The organism is Nostoc sp. UCD121, from assembly GCF_014222285.1.
Lineage (GTDB): Bacteria > Cyanobacteriota > Cyanobacteriia > Cyanobacteriales > Nostocaceae > Nostoc.
Genome location: NZ_JACKZS010000063.1, coordinates 1 through 16,411, shown reverse-complemented (window position 1 = coordinate 16,411; position 16,411 = coordinate 1). Strand labels below are relative to the sequence as shown.

The following is a 16,411-nucleotide window of genomic DNA, read 5'->3' as shown; positions in this document are numbered from 1 at the left end:
TTTTTATTGCACAAATAAATAAGCTTCTCGACATCAAACAATTAAGTCCGCTTTGTCCCAGATATTCGATAACACATGCCCAAACCGTATGATCTCCTGCTAAGACTAAGATGATTTTTCCTGTTTGGGGAAGTTGTTTGATATACAACTCCATCAATTCTTTTTGAGGTGGATTTCTATCCTTTGGAGTTTAGACTAGTTTCCGGCATGAAACTGCTAAACAAATCAGATATAAAACTTTGTTGATAATCAATAGTTACATATACCAAGCATTGGTTATTAACAAAGATATTTTTAACTCAGGGCTATTTCAGTCTAAAAAGTTGTTTGATAGTTTTTTCATAACTCAAGCTCCGGAAGTTGTTCAATGCTAACATTATTAATATTACTTTGACTGGAGTTGAATTTATCCCAATTTTTGGGATAACCCATTGATAAATTGGATTAAAATAACCGAATATAATTTTATCTAGTTTAAAAATAAAATCATTAATTTATTCTATTAACTGAATCAAGATACTAAGTTCTTTATCAATTTTATATTTTTTCTGTAACATCGGATATCTATTGAGTCCGCAACCCTAGACTACCCAAAAACATACTTAATAACGATTAAATATTATAACTTCCTCAAAAATAATTGGCAAAAACTCATCTTTTATTGAGATTCAGTCATCATTTTTATTCCAAGAGATTTAAAGAAGAGAAAATCACACTTGTCAATTTTTTTCTGGCGATCGCCTACAGTGAATGGAATGCCATTGCCGGAGAGTGCTTTGTAGGCGATGCCTGCGGCATTCATGCCCAATTCTGGAAATAGTGCTTTTATTCTTCTTGATAAAAGTACCACCACACCGCAAGTCGTATGGTACTAAGTACTTCACGAAGAACTGATAGGCAAACGAATTTGAAAGCGTGTCTGACCAGGCTGAGAAAAGCAGCGAATGTCACCGTTATGCTGAGTCACTACAATTCGATAGGAAATTTCCAAACCTAGACCAGTGCCTGCACCAACCTCCTTAGTTGTAAAAAACGGCTCAAAAATTCGAGATTGAATTTTAGCGGGAATTCCTGGGCCGTTGTCTACAATCTCAACAATAATATAATCTTTGTCTTTAGAAGTACGTACCCAAATCTGACCTTGTTCACCTAAAGCATCGATCGCATTATCAATAAGATTAGTCCACACTTGATTTAATGCGCTTCCATGAGCTTGAATGCACGGGAGGCTTTTTTCATACTCGCGTGTCACTACAATATTGTGCTTTCTCAGCTTGTAGCGCAAAATTGTCAGAGTATTTTCCAAACCTTCGTGTACATCCATCTTCAATAAAGAAGCCCGATCCATGTACGAGTAGTCTTTAATAGCCTTGACTATTTCTGAAACACGAGTAGTACCTTGCTCTAGTAGCTTTAACAGCCCAGTTATAGACAGCGTTGCTTCGAGCCAAATTAGCACATCAGCAAACGTATTAGTTGGTAAATACTCGCTAATTGCTTCTAATTTTTGATTGTTTAGCCCAGCAGCAACAAGGGCAGGAGCAAGTTTCCAAGCATCAGCAACATCATGTAACTCCAACCAATGTACTAATTCATCTTCCCAATCAATCTGAACTAAGGGGTCGCAAGGGTTTTGCGTAGCAGCGTGTGCAGCATGTTCAATAGCATTTTGCCTGAACATCAAAAGATGTTTTACTTGAGTTGGTGTGAGATATTGCTCAATAAATTTGAGAGTAACAGCATCTAACGACTTAACTGTATCCTGCAACTGACCAGCAGCCCTATGTGCTGCTGATACTGGATTATTTAGTTCATGAGCAAGACCTGCAGATAACGTACCCAAGGCAACAAGCTTTTCGTGTTGCTGAGATAACAACTGCAACTCTTGCATTCGAGAAGCCATATGACCAAGAACAATTTTTCTAATCGTTGGGCAAATGGTAATCATTTGCCAAAATTCATTCTCGTGCAGACAATACATATAACTTCTACGCACTGCTTCCCCGCTTGCAAGGTGAACTGTACCTGCAAGGAGAGGCACCTCACCAAAGAATGTACCAGTCCCGTATGTAGCTAATATGATGTTTTGGTGGCCAATCTCTCGTGAAAGCTGGATTGCTCCTTCAAATACCACATAGAAGTACTCTACAGGATCTCCTTGGTGAAACAGTATTTCTCCTGAATCCAGCCATAGTTCGGTACCATTAAGAAAGCACTTAAGTTCATTTTCAGTCAAGTGTTCAAAAACTGAGATTTTACGCAATTTCTCAAGCATGATGATTACCTAGAATATGGCTACAAAGATGCAAGATATTGGTGGATTAATTGAACTGCGATCGCACCTTCGCCCACCGCAGAAGCGACTCGTTTAACTGAGTGACAACGCACATCACCGATAGCAAAAATACCCGGTACGCTAGTTTCAAGAAAAGCCGGATCGCGCTCTAATGTCCATCCTTTCGGTAACATCCCGTTTCGCATTGTGTTAGCTCCGGTGAGAATAAAGCCATTCTCATCACGCTCTACAACACCTTGTAACCAATCAGTACGCGGCTTTGCACCAATAAAGCTAAACAGGGCATTGGTGGGAATAGTTTCGGCTTCACCAGTTATTGAGTTCAAAAGGGTTATTGCCTCCAGCTTGTCTTGTCCAAAAAATTCAGTAACCTGGTTCAATAGCTTGATGCCAATATTATTAATCTCCTCAATCTGCTCAATCAGATACTGAGACATACTTTTCTTGAGCGAGTCTCCACGCACTACAAGGGTAACGGAGCGTGCAAACTTAGAAAGATATACAGCTGCTTGTCCAGCCGAGTTACCCGCACCGACAATAAAGACCTCTTCCCCTTTACAAGTAAGTGCTTCGGTCATTGCAGCTCCATAGTACACACCTGCACCTGTCAATTTTTCACTTCCAGGCACGTTGAACCTGCGATAGGATACGCCAGTTGCAATAATTAATGTATGTGTACTGAGTTGCGAACCGTCTGCTAGAGTAATCAATCGATATTGACCATCCAAACGAATATCGGTGACTTCTTGTGGCGAAAGAATTTCTGTTCCGAACTTTTGAGCCTGTGTGATGGCACGTTTAGCTAAATCCCCGCCATGAATACCACCCGGAAAACCAAGATAATTTTCAATTCGGGAACTAGTACCAGCCTGCCCTCCTGGAGCCTCACGTTCAATTAATACTGTGCGAAGTCCCTCAGATGCCCCATAAACTGCTGCTGCCAAACCAGCTGGACCAGCACCCACAATAATTAAGTCGTAAAACGGCATTTTGGGGCGTGTTTTTAATCCTATCTTCTCAGCAATTTGGATATTTGTAGGCTCTACAAGGTTTGAACCGTCGGGGAAGAGGACTATCGGCTGGCGTTTAGTATCAGAGCTAATAGCGTAGTTAACAAAGCGATGGGCTTCATCTGACTCAATGTTTAACCACTGATAGGGAATATGATTGCGGGCTAAAAAATCTTTGACTTGATGCAATCTCGGTGACCAACGGCAACCAATAACGCGAACACCTTCAAAAGGTGGACGGAAAGATGCTTGCCAAACCTCAAGTAAATCGTTAAGCATTGGATATAAACGTTCTTGAGGAGGGTTCCAAGGTTTCAGGAGGTAATAATCAATTTTTGCCTTGTTGATAGCATGAATAGCCGCGTTAGTGTCTGCATACGCTGTGAGCAAGACGCGTTTGGTCATGGGAAAAATTTCCATTGCCTGTTCTAGGAATTCCACACCGGTCATTTGTGGCATTCGCTGATCTACAAGAAACAGGGCTGGTGACTCGTTACGTAATTTCAACTTTTGCAGCACCTCCAGAGCCGTCTTAGCCGAACTGGCTCGTACCACCCGGAAGCGATTGCCATACTCGCTGCGTAAGTCATGCTCAATCGCTTGCAAAACTTCCGAGTCATCATCTAATGTCAAAATCACAGGTTTAGCCATAAGTTCCTTAAAAATGCTCTTGAAGCAACATCCAGCAAACGATACAATTATTTTCTATAGCCTATGTATATTCAGTCTCCTCACAAGTGTTTTCTGTAAGTCTCTAACTAGCCCTAAAACATAAGCTACACAGGTCAAGAACACAAAATATGAACTCCCTAAAAGCCTTGCTCTATAATCCCTTTCCATTACTTTGGGGTGAACCCTTAAATCTTCATTGGCTGTATCCCCTTTCCTCACGTTAATTGATTCGAGACTAATGAAAGAAGGTTATATCAGTTTCATTTAAAGATTCACATTTTAGGAGAGATAAAAAGCTTAGTATGCAAGGCTTTTAGGAAGTATGAAGCTGTGCGCTTCACATATTGGTATTAGTGGCAAACTAAAAAAGTTGTTACCATTCCCTACACGATCGCCAGTTCAACAGTGTCATAATGCTCTAAAACAGTGACACCCTCACAAAATGCACCTTTCTTCAAGAAATCTAAGATATTCTCACTCGCGCCAACGACATAGATATCAATATCGCTACCCAGCTTTTGCTTAGTGAAAATCAGATATCGCAGGCCAGCCGCGCTTATACATTTCAAATCCTGTACCAGGAAGACCAAGCGTTTGATTGACTGGGAGGTTGCTTTCTGCAATTCTTCCTCAAGTAGTCCCAAAGCATTAGCATCAAGTAAACCACTTAAAGATATTTTGGCAATACCTCCGGTTACTTCTAACAAACTTGCATTGAAAAATACTTCAGAGGGAAGAAGTCTAACTCTGACTTTTAGTTCGTCCTGAGTTAATGGTAGTTTGACTGTTAGGTTTTGGGCATCAAAGTCTGAATGAGGCTGCCCATTAATCCAAACTTCGCCAATTTGTACACTACCAGGTGGTAAAATATCAGGCTGAACTCTTAAAATATTATCTTTGAAACCTCCTGGTTTTGGCTTGAAATACAAATCCATTGGCTTCTTAGTAAGCAATAGATTTGTATAAACACAAGACAAATACGCCAGTTCAAATGAGTGATAACCGCTCATGGAGTGACTACCCTTGCCCCTTTCAGTTCCTAGCAAGTAGGGAACTCCATTAGCCAAAACATTGAAGTAAATGCCCCCATCTGCGTAATCAAGGAACCAAGCATTATAAAAAGCTGCTGATTCCCGCGCTAGTTTTTGGTACTGAGAATTGTCAAGTGAGCCAGCTAGAATCAGGTAGGCTAGGATGGCCTGTTCTTGTTGCCACCAAGCTTTGCGATCGTGCCAAACGAAGCGGTGTGTCTTTTGGTTTGGTTCTAGAATGCGCTCTACGACATCATACCAACCTCCACGCTGTTGGTCGCTACCGACTGCGGGCATGATATCTGCGATTTTCTCAGCTAATGCAACATACTTCTCTTTTGGTTTAAGATGGTGCATCCGCATTAAATTCCAAGCGATTTTGAGGTTGTGACCCACAACGGCTCGGTTCTGTTGCCATCCCCACGTTTTATCATGACTCCAATCTTCATGAAAACGTTCTTGAACAAACGGACTAGAGTCGTAATCTGGAAAATGCTTTTCAATGGCGTCAAAAGTATACTCAAGTAAATCAGCATATTCATTCTTGCCACTGGCCAGCCAAAGATTGATTAAGTATGCTGGCGCATGATCACCTACTGAGTTCCAATTCTTTTTCGCCCGGTTATGACCTAAAGTGCTACTGTAGGGACTCAGATTAATCGGATCAATGTGTGAGAAAAATCCCCCTTTATCCGTTTTGTCTAGAAAATAGCGTTTGAACAGATTCATAGTCAACTCGATATCATTCATGATACCTTGGTCGCCCGTCACCCGATAAGTCTGGGTCAGACCTGCTAGTGCATAAATCTGCTCATAAGCTGGTATAGCATCGTAGTCATCCCCAAATTCTGAGGAAAATATTTTTTGCTCTCTACCATCTGGTTGAACGTCAATTGCATGATACCAATAGCAAATTCCTTCACCCTCATCCAGAAAACGCATGTGATCGCGTAAATATTCAGTGCCTTTTTCGGCAGCTTCTAAATAACGGTCATCCCCAGTCATCATGTAGGCTGTAGCAAAACCGTAAATTAGACGCGAAATCGTGTCAGTTTCTTGACGATTGCTGATTTCTTTTGCACCAACTAAGCCTACACTAGTGCGATATTTCCGATAGTCGATTTCTCCATCTTCAAACTGCACTTTTAAGTAAAAATTAGCAAGGCTCCGTACTTGATTAACCCACCAATCCTGCTTTTCAAATGCATACTCAGTTTCGGTTTTGCCAAGGAATACAATATGTTTAGCTTCAAACTTATGCTGATTATCTTCAGGATAAAAAGTCCCGTACACAAAAAGGTAACGATTTGAAACCAACATTTCTCTCATTTGACGGGTGCAATCATAATAAGGTTCACCCAGATTCCGCACTAGTTCAGCATAGGTCGTCGCAGACAGTGCTACTTCAAACTCTCTGCCATCGGTAGTTTTAAGATTGAATGTCCCCAAAGCTCCATCTTGAGAATTAAAGTTGGTAACATACCCAGCGATTAAATCTGAGAATGGGAAAGTCACTGTATTCATTGAATTATCTCCCAATATGTAATGTCGATGACCAAGGCCTTTTGAGGCAAATGTCAGGGTGTAGGCAAAAGAATTAGCGTTGAAGAATAGGGAATATAAGCCAATACACTTGGGTTAAAGAGAATCGTAGGTTGAGTTGAGGAAGGTGGGCTCAACATTTTCGGTGGTTTGTTGGGTTTGGCTTTGTATCCCTAACAAGCAAGCTACAACCCAACCTACGCAGTTTATGGTTTTTGACGCTAATACCAAACGCATTGGAATATAAGCTCCTCAATTTAATTGGAAAATCAAGGAGATTTTTTAGAGGACTATTTGGAAATGAGAACAACAATGCTACGACCTTGAACTAAGCAGAAATCGTCTGAAATCAAAGTCTCTTGCCCTGGTTCCACAATATCCATCGGGGAAAGCTGGGCAGTATCCACGACTTTGTACCATTTCCTAGCTGGAAGATGAGGAATTTCAAATTTGAGAGTATCCCAGTACATGTTGAGCATGACGTGAATATCTGATGCTCCTTTAAAGCCTGCTAAGGTAAAAGCAAGAACTCTAGCATGAGAATCGTTCCAAGCCGGTCTAAACAAATGTAAGCCATGCCAAGATATGTCTGCCAAACCTCGCTCATTAACTTCGCCGTTGAAGAAATGGCGGCGGTGTAATGCTTCATGGCAATAGCACTTACGGAAATCAATTAACAGTTTGAAGAACCTGTATATATCAGCATTCTTCTCTACAAGGTTCCAATCAAACCAACTGATGTCGTTATCTTGGCAGTAAGCATTGTTATTGCCTTTTTGAGTGCGTCTAACTTCATCACCAGATGTAAACATTGGTACACCCTGGGAGAGGAAAAGAATAGCCGTAAAATTCTTAATTTGTCGCCGCCGTAGTGCATCAATTTCGTAATTGTCAGTCTCTCCTTCAGTGCCACAATTCCAACTCAAATTATCATTTATTCCATCCCGGCTGCCCTCGCCATTGGCATCATTATGCTTGTCGTTGTAAGACACTAAATCATTGAGAGTAAATCCATCGTGGCAAGTGACAAAATTCACGCTGTTAATTGGTAAGTGTCCGCTTGCTTGGTAAAGATCGGCACTTCCAGAAATCCGCCAAGCTACTGCCCCTACGAGTCCTGGATCTCCCTTGATAAAGCGTCGAACGTCGTCTCGGAAGCGTCCATTCCATTCCGCCCAACGATATCCTGGAAAGTAGCCAATCTGATACAGTCCAGCCGCATCCCACGCTTCAGCAATAATTTTCGTATCTGCGAGAACTTCCGATGTTTCAATTTGCCAAACTACGGGCGGATGAACCATTGGGTTGCCGTTTTGGTCACGGGATAAGATAGAGGCTTCATCAAACCGGAAGCCATCAACATGCATCTCTTGCACCCAAAACTCCAGGCAATCAACAATTAACTTCTGCACTAAGGGATGGTTGCAGTTAATTGTGTTTCCACACCCTGAGTAATCCATGTAGTACTGTTTATCAAAGGGCACAAGGTGATAGAAGATACTATTAAAAAACCCTTTAAAGTTAATAGTTGGGCCTTCATGGTTTCCTTCACTAGTGTGGTTGAAGACTACATCTAGGATGACCTCAATTCCTGCCTTATGTAAGGCTTTCACCATATCCCGAAACTCTGTAATTGGGTTTTTCTCGGTGGGAGAAGCACAATATGAGGTTTCTGGAGCAAAGAAACTATGTGGGTTGTATCCCCAATAATCTTTCAGTTGCTTACCGTTGACTTCTCGAAGAACTTCCGTTTCATCAAAGTCAAATACTGGTAACAATTCAACAGATGTGATCCCTAATTCTTGCAGATAAGGAATTTTTTCGATAACTCCAGAAAAAGTACCAGGATGTTTGCAGCCAGAAGAAGGTGATTTAGTAAATCCTCGAACGTGTAACTCATAAATGATGGTTTCATTCATGGGTCGGTTAATAGGGCGATCGCCTTCCCAGTCATAATCTGATATATCTATGACTGCACTACGCATTGAAGTAGCCAAGTTATCTTTCGACCCTAAAGCATCAGTGCGTTTCCATAGCTTAGTACTGTTTCCTTTGGAGTAAGGATCAATCAGTACTTTATTTTTGTTAAAGCGGTGTCCTCTCCCATGTAAATCTTGAGGGCCATCAATGCGATAAGCATAACCAGCACCAGGTTTTAGGCCTCTGATATAGATATGCCACAAGAAGAATGTTTTATTGAGCTTTGGGTCTAACTGAATGATTTCTATGGGTTCTGAGTCATTAGGTGTCTCAAACAACAATAGTTCGACAGATGTCGCATGTTCAGAAAAGATTGAAAAGTTGACTCCATATTTATCAGGTTTTGCACCCAAAGGATATGTACGTCCCAATTCTACTTGGTACTTTGTTGTAGTTTCTGCTTGATATTGAAGTGGTATGGCAATCATTTTTCTTTTCTTCTCACCTGGAGCGCTAATTGATAATTTGCTGAAAGAACCTGCAAGACTTGATTAGGACAAAGTCTATTTTAGGGAATATCAATTCAGTAACTAGATGAAATAATTCTCTTGAGATGCTAGCAAATTAACTTGGACTTTACAGAAGAGGAAAATCCAGCTTATTGGCTTATTTTAGGACTGAATTGATGTTCTAACTAATGCATAAACGGTTACACTGAATCTTATCTGAGAGAATTGCACTAGCCATAATACCCGTGTGAATTTCGAGATCAGCATCAGGAGGTGCTTCAAACTGAAAACGTTGTCTTGGGAAAATAACTCGCTCAAAGTACCAATTAGAAATATTTGCGATCCGAAGTACTTGAATCTCGGTAGTAGAGTTAACGTAGTTGCAAACAATCCAACCAGACTGCTCAGAAAGTAGCAGCGTTTTTCTTTCCCACATGACAGACTCTATTTATTAATCCTAGTTCTTTATCTATTAGCCACTTGCAATCTCTGCTCATTAATTGCTTTTAAAAAAACTTCCATGAACTCGGCAACTACATTAGGATGTTTTGCTGTGATGAGATTACCATCAATGTGTAAGTTTTTAGTTCCATCACCATCGAATATAATGATTCCTCCAGCATTTTGTACATCACAAAGAATGTTATGTGCACAAGTCACTTCCCGATTCTTCAGCAGTTCTGGATCAGCGCAAAGTAACCAAAGGCTATGACAGATAGTTCCAATATTTAATTTGCCAGCATCCATAGCCTTAACAGCTTTTCGGAGAAATCTGACAGCAGGAGATTGATTGGGTTGACCCTGTTTAGGATACTCTTCATAGCGAAGACGATCCATTGCATACGCACCGATGAGAATAATACCTTTATAATCAGTAGGTTCAATATCATTTACTTCTACCGTAACAGTCACTTCTTCTATTAATTCAACACCCTTAAAGGTCAATTTGTCTTGGTTCCAAATATGAGAGATATACTCTATTTCATATCCGTTTTTTGGAAAGAAACTATTAAATGCTCTAAATTCAATCTCATCAAAGTGTTCCTCAATCAGCACACCTATTTTACCCTGGATTTTAGCATTATTTACCATGTTCTTATGTCTCCTTTATACCTGTATACAATAGGCTTGTATTCATCTTCAACCTTGTACTGAACAGCTTAGTATTCATTTTAATTGAGAATATCGTTCAAAGTACCAAAGCACCCCGCAGCCTTGTTAAATCCTGCATAAACGCACATAAACAAAAAAAGCTCTTCTATTTCTGCACGGGTAGCACCTTGTTGCATAGCCATATTTATATGTGCAGCAAAAGGACTGCCAGCCCCAACTTGATCTTGATTAACAACATCAATAGCAATTGTTATTAAAGCCTTGGTTTTTTGGTCAATTAATGGAAGTCCCCACGCTTCACCTGCTACGCGAGTACAAAAATCACCAAATTTAGGATTGATACTTTTTAAAGCATCTTGAAGTTTTATATCATCTAAAACAGCATTCTTATATACTGTTGTCTTGGCATTTTGCTCCAGTGTTGCATAATCAGACTGACTCATAGATTTTCTCCAATTTTTACATAAATTTAGCTTCTCTATTGCCAAAGTTGTTTTGGAATAAAAAAGCTACTAAGTGCTTTGCTTGTGTAACCGGGCAAAAATATTTGATGGATAACTTGCTTTGGTTTTCTATCGGCAATGACAGTGCAGCCGTTACGATAATTCTTCTTTGCACTGTATTCTGAGAAATCGAGAAAGCTCGTTTCTTTATGTATGTATTTTTAACAATTTTAGAAAGTATCAGCCAGCTAAAATCTTTGAGTTAAGACTAAATTTAAGCTTTTATACTATGATGATGGGATTTTTGTAAAAATTATCCTATCTGAGCGGCTATTGCGAAAAAATAATAAGTGGTTTATAGCTACGCTTGTCTATAACAGGCTAATATTTTTGAGCTTTAAGTTATTTTTAACAGATATTAGCCTGTTTTGGAAAGTCATTTCTAGGCTGGTCAATTATTCTTGCAATACATTTAATCAATAAACGAATGGCACAAATAAAAGCTGAAACAATTGTCAGTAACTGGTGTAGGGTAAAAGCGTTGATTTGTTGATTTGTAAGTATTCTTCGGAAGGTTCTTAGTTTTTGACCCTAGCCCTCATTTGTCACTTTCGGAAAACAATAATCAAAGCCAGGCTCTGGAACTTTGATTTAACAAAAATTAAAGGTTTCATTTTCTAATATTAATTAAAAATTCTAGTTAAAAAGTGAAAAGTAAAGCTCTAAAAGCAGGGTTACGATGAGTAAATAGCTGTTATATAAATTAATTCTGACTTTCTGTAACATCAACCACCACGACCTCTAACTGATGATCAGAAGTAGCGAGTTTTTTCTTACCTGGAAGTGTGAAAGCCCTAGATTTAGTCAGCGTATCTTCTATTTTTCGGATAATTCGGTAAGATGTAGACTCATTTACTCCCTGCTTATTGACCTAATATGGAAGTAGGTACAGTACTCTCTCCAGTATTGTAATGTCATCAATAATTGATCTTGCAAGCTTAATTTACCTGGTCGTCCTGTTTTCCATTTTGGCTGGCTGTGCGGTAAGCGAAGCCATGCCGTTAGGCTTATCGCACTACCTCTAGCATTTGGTTAAAAGTATCTGGACGTAGACCACACAAGCGTTTAAAGTCTTCTGATTTCAGGCTCTTTACCTGTTCGTAGGTCATGGGTGCTACCCAAATCTAATCTACTTGTCCCACACATCTAGGACTTTTGCAACAGGTCTATCCTATGAAAGCAAAAAACCCTTTTAAAACATCCTTTAACGCTTATCAGGCAAAAAATCTCTCCTTGATTCAGATCAAACTGATGGCTGATGTTTCAGACAAGGTTTGCAGTGAGCTTGGTCAAGGAGCGAAGTTAGCAGAGCGAACCCACGGTTTTTCTGAAACCCTTACTGGATAAGAATTTTGCTCAAAAAATAGGCTAAATTATAAAACGCCTAAACCCCTGCTATTAAAGGATTCTTATACTTTAGATGCGTTTGCCTCAGGGAAGCTAGGGAGTAAGTTTTATCAGCAGATTTTCATGAAATGATACGAGGTAGTGAAATCTCCCTGGTTTCATATAGCTGCTTGCCGAGGCTGTTTTTCGCTAGTAACTGCTCCTAAAGTTTTCAGTGTAGCAATAGTTGCTGTAGTTAAGCCAGTAATTCCTGTAATGTTCATACGCTCATAGGGTGGTTCGGTTTTTAAAGTTTTTAAGCATTCACCTATTGCTATATTCCAGAGTCTAATTGTCTCATCATCTCCACTACTAGCGAGAATCTGATCATTAGGGCTAAAGGTGACTGGCCAAAGCCTGCCTGTATGTGCTTGCAAAGTTCTGAAACATTTACCTGTACTAATATCCCACAGCTTTACTGTATTGTCTTGACATATAGTTGCTAGTGTCCGGCTATCTGGACTAAAGGCAACTGAAAGCAACCAACCTGTACTTGCCTGTAAAATTCTTAGGTATTCATTAGTGTTGACACTCCATAATATTAATGTTCCATTCAGACTAGTACTTACCAGCAGTTCACCATCTGGGCTGAAGGCAATGGACAAAACCCAAGTCGTATGCTCATCTAGCGTCTTTTTGCACTCACCAGTGCTAAGATCCCACAATTTAAGAGTATGGTCTTCACTACCACTCGCCAGCATCTGACCGTCAGGACTGACGGTAATTGACCGTATTCCATCAAGATGACCTTGCAGCGTTTTAAGGCATTCACCCGTGTTAATATCCCACAATTTAACAGTGTGGTCATCACTACCACTCATGAGCATCTGTCCATCAGGACTAAAGATAACGGAGAGTACCCAACTCGTGTGTCCCAGGAAAGTTCTCAAACATTTTCCAGTAAGGACACTCCACAGTTTTATTCTTTGGTCATTACTGGCACTAGCTAATGTCTGTCCATCTGGGCTAAAAGCAATTGACCAAATTTCATGCTCATGTCCACACAAAGTTTTAAGGCATTGACCTGTACTAACATCCCATAACTTCACGGTATGGTCAGTACTACCACTAGCAAATATATTGCTATCAGGACTGAAGACTACTGATAAAACCCAGTTGGTATGAGCCTTACAGATTAAAAGTTGTTTCCAATCCGAAACTTGGTACAAGCGAATGTCACCATTGGTATCACTCAAAGCCAAAAGTTTTCCATCAGGGCTAAAGGCTACTGATAGAACACCGCCGAAGGCTTCAGCAAAAACAGACCTATCAAAATCAGCGTTTTGGAAATTTACATTGTGTAATTTAATACATTGCAGGTCTACTTGCCAAATACTCAGAGAAGAAAAATCATAGCTGCTGAGGTCAGTCCCTAAATGGCAAAGTAGATTCAAGATATTTCCAGCCGTATAGCTTTGTTCTAGAGGTGATGTTTCTCGTAGATTTACTAAGATTTGGGTTAGCTGATTTTCGAGGCTTTTTTTGCTTTTAAAAACACCAAGTAACCCATCGATAACTGGTTGGACAATAAAGCGAATTTGAATATCCCTCACGTAGTCTTTCGCCATTGCCTTCATTAAAGCATGACACCCGAACAAATCAATATTCTGAGTGGCAATTTCTTGACAAACTTGAGCTATCAATCGCTGAGTCACATACTCCATTAGTGCAGGTTGTAGCGTGAATAATGCTTCACTTTTCTCGATTAGTGATCGCCTTACCAGAGACTCTAAAGACTCCAGGACTTTTTGTGGTGGTATTTGTGATACAAAATCCTCCCGTATTTCTGATAGCGAAACTGGCTCACGATTGATGGCTAACCAGTACATCGCATCCTTTTCTAAATTTGACAACCGTGAAAACTGCTGCTCAAAAAGCTCATGAATATCACCAAAAACAGTTGTTTTTTGCTGTAAAAACTTAGAGATGTGACCACAAAATACATCTTGAATAGTCGTAGCAACCACCTTCAAAGCTAAGGCGTTACCTGCATAAAGCTCCACCAGTTTACTGGATTCTGACTCGGAAGCAGAGACTCCCTTGACTTTCAAAATTTCTTGTCCATCCGCCGCCTGCAAGCTACCAAGAAGGAATGAACGTACACATAATGTTTCTCCTTCTAAGGATGCCACTTCTTTAGGTTTTTCCCGACTTGTCAGCAGCAAGCAACTTTGGTGAGTTACTTCTCCCACTCGCTTGAGCAGATCCCCATAACCTTCATATCCTTCTCGATAAAGTCCGGCTCGACTACCACTTTGCAGAATTGACTCTATATTATCTAGTATCAGCAGACATCGATGCTGCCGTAGATAATCAATCAGCTGGGATATTCTTTCGCCTACACTTTCTGGTAAAGAAGCTTCTGTTTCTTGCTCATCAGATAAGAACTGGAGCAGGCTGGCTAAAATATTCTTGATGGGTGGAGCTTCTCGCAGCGATCGCCATATGACATACTCAAAATTATCTTTGATGCGCTCTGTGAGCTTTATAACCAGAGCCGATTTACCAATTCCTCCCATTCCCAAGACTGCCACTAACCTACACCGATCCTCAAGGAGCAATTTTTCTAATGTGGCTGTTTCTTCTGTGCGCCCATAAAAAACTGATACATTAGTCGCTTCTCCCCAATCTTGTCGCTGAGATTGGTCAGAATTGGTGTAGCAATCTTTATCCAGCTTTATATCAAAAGCTTGGAAGAAAAGCTCAATTGTTCGTTTATCAACTCCGTCTTCTCGAGACAGCACCTTAGAAATTGTTGCCGTGTTAATTCCAATCCGCTCACTTAAATCTTCAAAGGTATACCTGTTTCCATAATTCTCATTTAATTCGGTACTAAGTCTAGCGGACTGAAGTTTTTGTAATCCTTCTGGAGTAAGGATAAGACCACGTTTGCGCTTCTGCTTTGTAAGTTTCATTCAACGCACCACCTTTTTAGCTATAAAATGGCTTGACTCTGTAATTAATTTAGTTACTCTCAAGCGGACTATCTTATAACTACAACTACAAGTTATTACTGGTTATTCCGCCTGTTTTATACAAAACCCACTCACGTTATTATGAAATAATGCAGATAAAAACCATGAAACTCTTTAAACGTTTTTTATTTCCATGTCCATAACTGTTGCAAAATTACCTTTTTTTCAATTAGGTAAAAGTCTTGAAGCAAAATTGAACCATTACTTCCATCTGTCACGGAATTTTGATTGTCGCTAATTGGGATTCCAAAGCTTGTGGTTAAGTCGTTATTTTCTGTCATGTTTACCACACAAAATAAATGTACAAAAACATATAGATTAGTCTTGTTAAAATTCAAAAATTATTTTTAGATAATTTTGAACTGCAAATCCCTCAAATTTAAATAAAAGTCAAAAATGATTTCAATACGATTCGCAAGTTGAGACTAAGGTTATCTGTATCAAACCATTGTCTATTTTTGCAACAGAACCATTTTCGCTTTTTAACATAAGTACTTCATCAGCAACAGTACTTTTGTTAAAAATCGCAGCAATCTCTTGGATACAGAGTTATAAAAACATTAACATCGATGAAGAAAATTTTTAGAAAGTTTTAACTTTTTTCCGAAGCGCTATTATAATGTGTATTCTTAGACCATAATATGCTGTTAAAAAACATATTAAGTTTCTGCTAAGGGCACGATCCTTACAAAAAGGAATCGAAAAGCAAAACCGTTGTTGTCCAAAATATGTATATATAGCAGCCAGCGAAGTTAGAGGGGAAACCCCCCGTGCATGAATCGGGGGATATAACCGAGTAAGTTAGTGTTAGGAGGCCTTGAGAGTGAGTAATTCTCTCACAGGCTTTGGCTATGATTATCTATTTCAACACTGCTTTTAACCAGTTAAGATAGAAAACTTAAGCGGAAAAGTTTGTGTTTTTAATTTGGATTTTAGGCAAAGTTCCAACTGAAGCAGTTTTAGCCAACAGTAAATGTAAACAACAGGTTTTGCTAACTTTGCTAAAATTTGCATTTTGTACCATTCTCAAGCAATTGGTTATTTAAGTAATTTGCATAAATATAATCTCTAAATTTCTTGCTAATAGGGTTGAACATTACTAACACTGGCCTAAAAAACAGAAATGTTTCTTTACATCCATTACGAGCCAGACGATCGCCCGTAAACAGCTTTTATTATTCTCCTGAGAGTATAATATGTACTATTTGCTTAACTCATCAGGGGTGTTTGATTGGGTTCAAGAACGGCTATCTCCAGTATCACTTTAGTAGATAGATACATAGAAAAAATCTAAGTATTTTGCTGTACTTATAACTATTTGAAAGTCTAAATTACAACCTATAAAGAAGTCAGAGATACTGAGTGTAGCTTGCTTCCCGCCCTTGGCATCTTGTAGGGAAGGTACCAATACTTGTGGGTTAAGGGGAAAAGGGGAAAGGGGGACTCCCTCAGGG

Annotated in this window: 12 protein-coding genes and 2 pseudogenes; 1 reads left to right on the top strand and 13 read right to left on the bottom strand. The window is 39.6% G+C overall.

The window, feature by feature from the left end:
• Positions 1-329: 329 nt before the first annotated feature.
• From GNF10_RS38580 to GNF10_RS39485, 10 genes and pseudogenes are all read right to left on the bottom strand, one after another.
• Positions 330-557 (bottom strand): annotated as a pseudogene (locus GNF10_RS38580) (ISNCY family transposase); the annotation flags it as partial.
• A gap of 101 nt (positions 558-658) precedes the next feature.
• Positions 659-850: a hypothetical protein gene (locus GNF10_RS15455; RefSeq protein WP_185586067.1), complete on the bottom strand. Its 192-nt coding sequence runs from the start codon at positions 848-850 to the stop codon at positions 659-661.
• A gap of 30 nt (positions 851-880) precedes the next feature.
• Complete coding sequence (locus GNF10_RS15450) at positions 881-2,275, bottom strand: ATP-binding protein (protein WP_185586068.1); 1,395 nt, start codon at positions 2,273-2,275, stop codon at positions 881-883.
• A gap of 20 nt (positions 2,276-2,295) precedes the next feature.
• Positions 2,296-3,957 carry an FAD-dependent oxidoreductase gene (locus tag GNF10_RS15445; protein ID WP_185586069.1) on the bottom strand — a complete coding sequence of 554 codons (1,662 nt, stop codon included), beginning with the start codon at positions 3,955-3,957 and terminating at the stop codon, positions 2,296-2,298.
• A 404-nt stretch (positions 3,958-4,361) separates the two neighbouring features.
• On the bottom strand, positions 4,362-6,533 hold the full coding sequence (locus tag GNF10_RS15440) for an AGE family epimerase/isomerase (RefSeq protein WP_185586070.1): 2,172 nt from the start codon (positions 6,531-6,533) through the stop codon (positions 4,362-4,364).
• A gap of 308 nt (positions 6,534-6,841) precedes the next feature.
• Complete coding sequence (glgX, locus tag GNF10_RS15435) at positions 6,842-8,959, bottom strand: glycogen debranching protein GlgX (RefSeq protein ID WP_185586071.1); 2,118 nt, start codon at positions 8,957-8,959, stop codon at positions 6,842-6,844.
• A 205-nt stretch (positions 8,960-9,164) separates the two neighbouring features.
• A pseudogene (locus GNF10_RS15430) lies at positions 9,165-9,416 on the bottom strand (DUF1830 domain-containing protein); the annotation flags it as partial.
• A 29-nt stretch (positions 9,417-9,445) separates the two neighbouring features.
• Positions 9,446-10,072, bottom strand: a complete 627-nt coding sequence (locus GNF10_RS15425; protein WP_185586073.1) for a DJ-1/PfpI family protein — start codon at positions 10,070-10,072, stop codon at positions 9,446-9,448.
• A gap of 80 nt (positions 10,073-10,152) precedes the next feature.
• Entirely contained in the window at positions 10,153-10,536 is a 384-nt protein-coding gene (locus tag GNF10_RS15420; protein ID WP_185586074.1) for a carboxymuconolactone decarboxylase family protein, read from the bottom strand.
• Positions 10,537-11,448: 912 nt separating this feature from the next.
• Complete coding sequence (locus GNF10_RS39485) at positions 11,449-11,532, bottom strand: transposase family protein (protein ID WP_221643345.1); 84 nt, start codon at positions 11,530-11,532, stop codon at positions 11,449-11,451.
• Between the two features lie 237 nt (positions 11,533-11,769).
• On the opposite strand from GNF10_RS39485, the gene GNF10_RS15410 reads away from it, so the two are divergent.
• Positions 11,770-11,943 (top strand): hypothetical protein, encoded by a 174-nt coding sequence (locus GNF10_RS15410; protein ID WP_185586650.1) that lies wholly within the window; start codon positions 11,770-11,772, stop codon positions 11,941-11,943.
• A 158-nt stretch (positions 11,944-12,101) separates the two neighbouring features.
• Here GNF10_RS15410 and GNF10_RS15405 read toward each other — a convergent pair whose 3' ends face one another.
• From GNF10_RS15405 to GNF10_RS37875, 3 genes are all read right to left on the bottom strand, one after another.
• Complete coding sequence (locus GNF10_RS15405) at positions 12,102-14,897, bottom strand: NB-ARC domain-containing protein (protein ID WP_185586651.1); 2,796 nt, start codon at positions 14,895-14,897, stop codon at positions 12,102-12,104.
• Between the two features lie 185 nt (positions 14,898-15,082).
• Positions 15,083-15,238 carry a catalase gene (locus GNF10_RS15400; protein ID WP_185586652.1) on the bottom strand — a complete coding sequence of 52 codons (156 nt, stop codon included), beginning with the start codon at positions 15,236-15,238 and terminating at the stop codon, positions 15,083-15,085.
• 983 nt (positions 15,239-16,221) lie between these two features.
• A partial coding sequence (locus tag GNF10_RS37875; protein ID WP_221644644.1) for a hypothetical protein occupies positions 16,222-16,411 on the bottom strand: 190 nt, incomplete at its 5' end.

Coding starts and splice junctions, on each gene's coding strand:
- GNF10_RS15420 (WP_185586074.1), bottom strand. CDS start 10,536: ATGAGTCAGTCTGATTATGCAACACTGGAGCAAAATGCCAAGACAACA.
- GNF10_RS15410 (WP_185586650.1), top strand. CDS start 11,770: ATGAAAGCAAAAAACCCTTTTAAAACATCCTTTAACGCTTATCAGGCA.
- GNF10_RS15405 (WP_185586651.1), bottom strand. CDS start 14,897: ATGAAACTTACAAAGCAGAAGCGCAAACGTGGTCTTATCCTTACTCCA.
- glgX (WP_185586071.1), bottom strand. CDS start 8,959: ATGATTGCCATACCACTTCAATATCAAGCAGAAACTACAACAAAGTAC.
- GNF10_RS15425 (WP_185586073.1), bottom strand. CDS start 10,072: ATGGTAAATAATGCTAAAATCCAGGGTAAAATAGGTGTGCTGATTGAG.
- GNF10_RS15440 (WP_185586070.1), bottom strand. CDS start 6,533: ATGAATACAGTGACTTTCCCATTCTCAGATTTAATCGCTGGGTATGTT.
- GNF10_RS15450 (WP_185586068.1), bottom strand. CDS start 2,275: ATGCTTGAGAAATTGCGTAAAATCTCAGTTTTTGAACACTTGACTGAA.
- GNF10_RS15400 (WP_185586652.1), bottom strand. CDS start 15,238: ATGACAGAAAATAACGACTTAACCACAAGCTTTGGAATCCCAATTAGC.
- GNF10_RS15445 (WP_185586069.1), bottom strand. CDS start 3,957: ATGGCTAAACCTGTGATTTTGACATTAGATGATGACTCGGAAGTTTTG.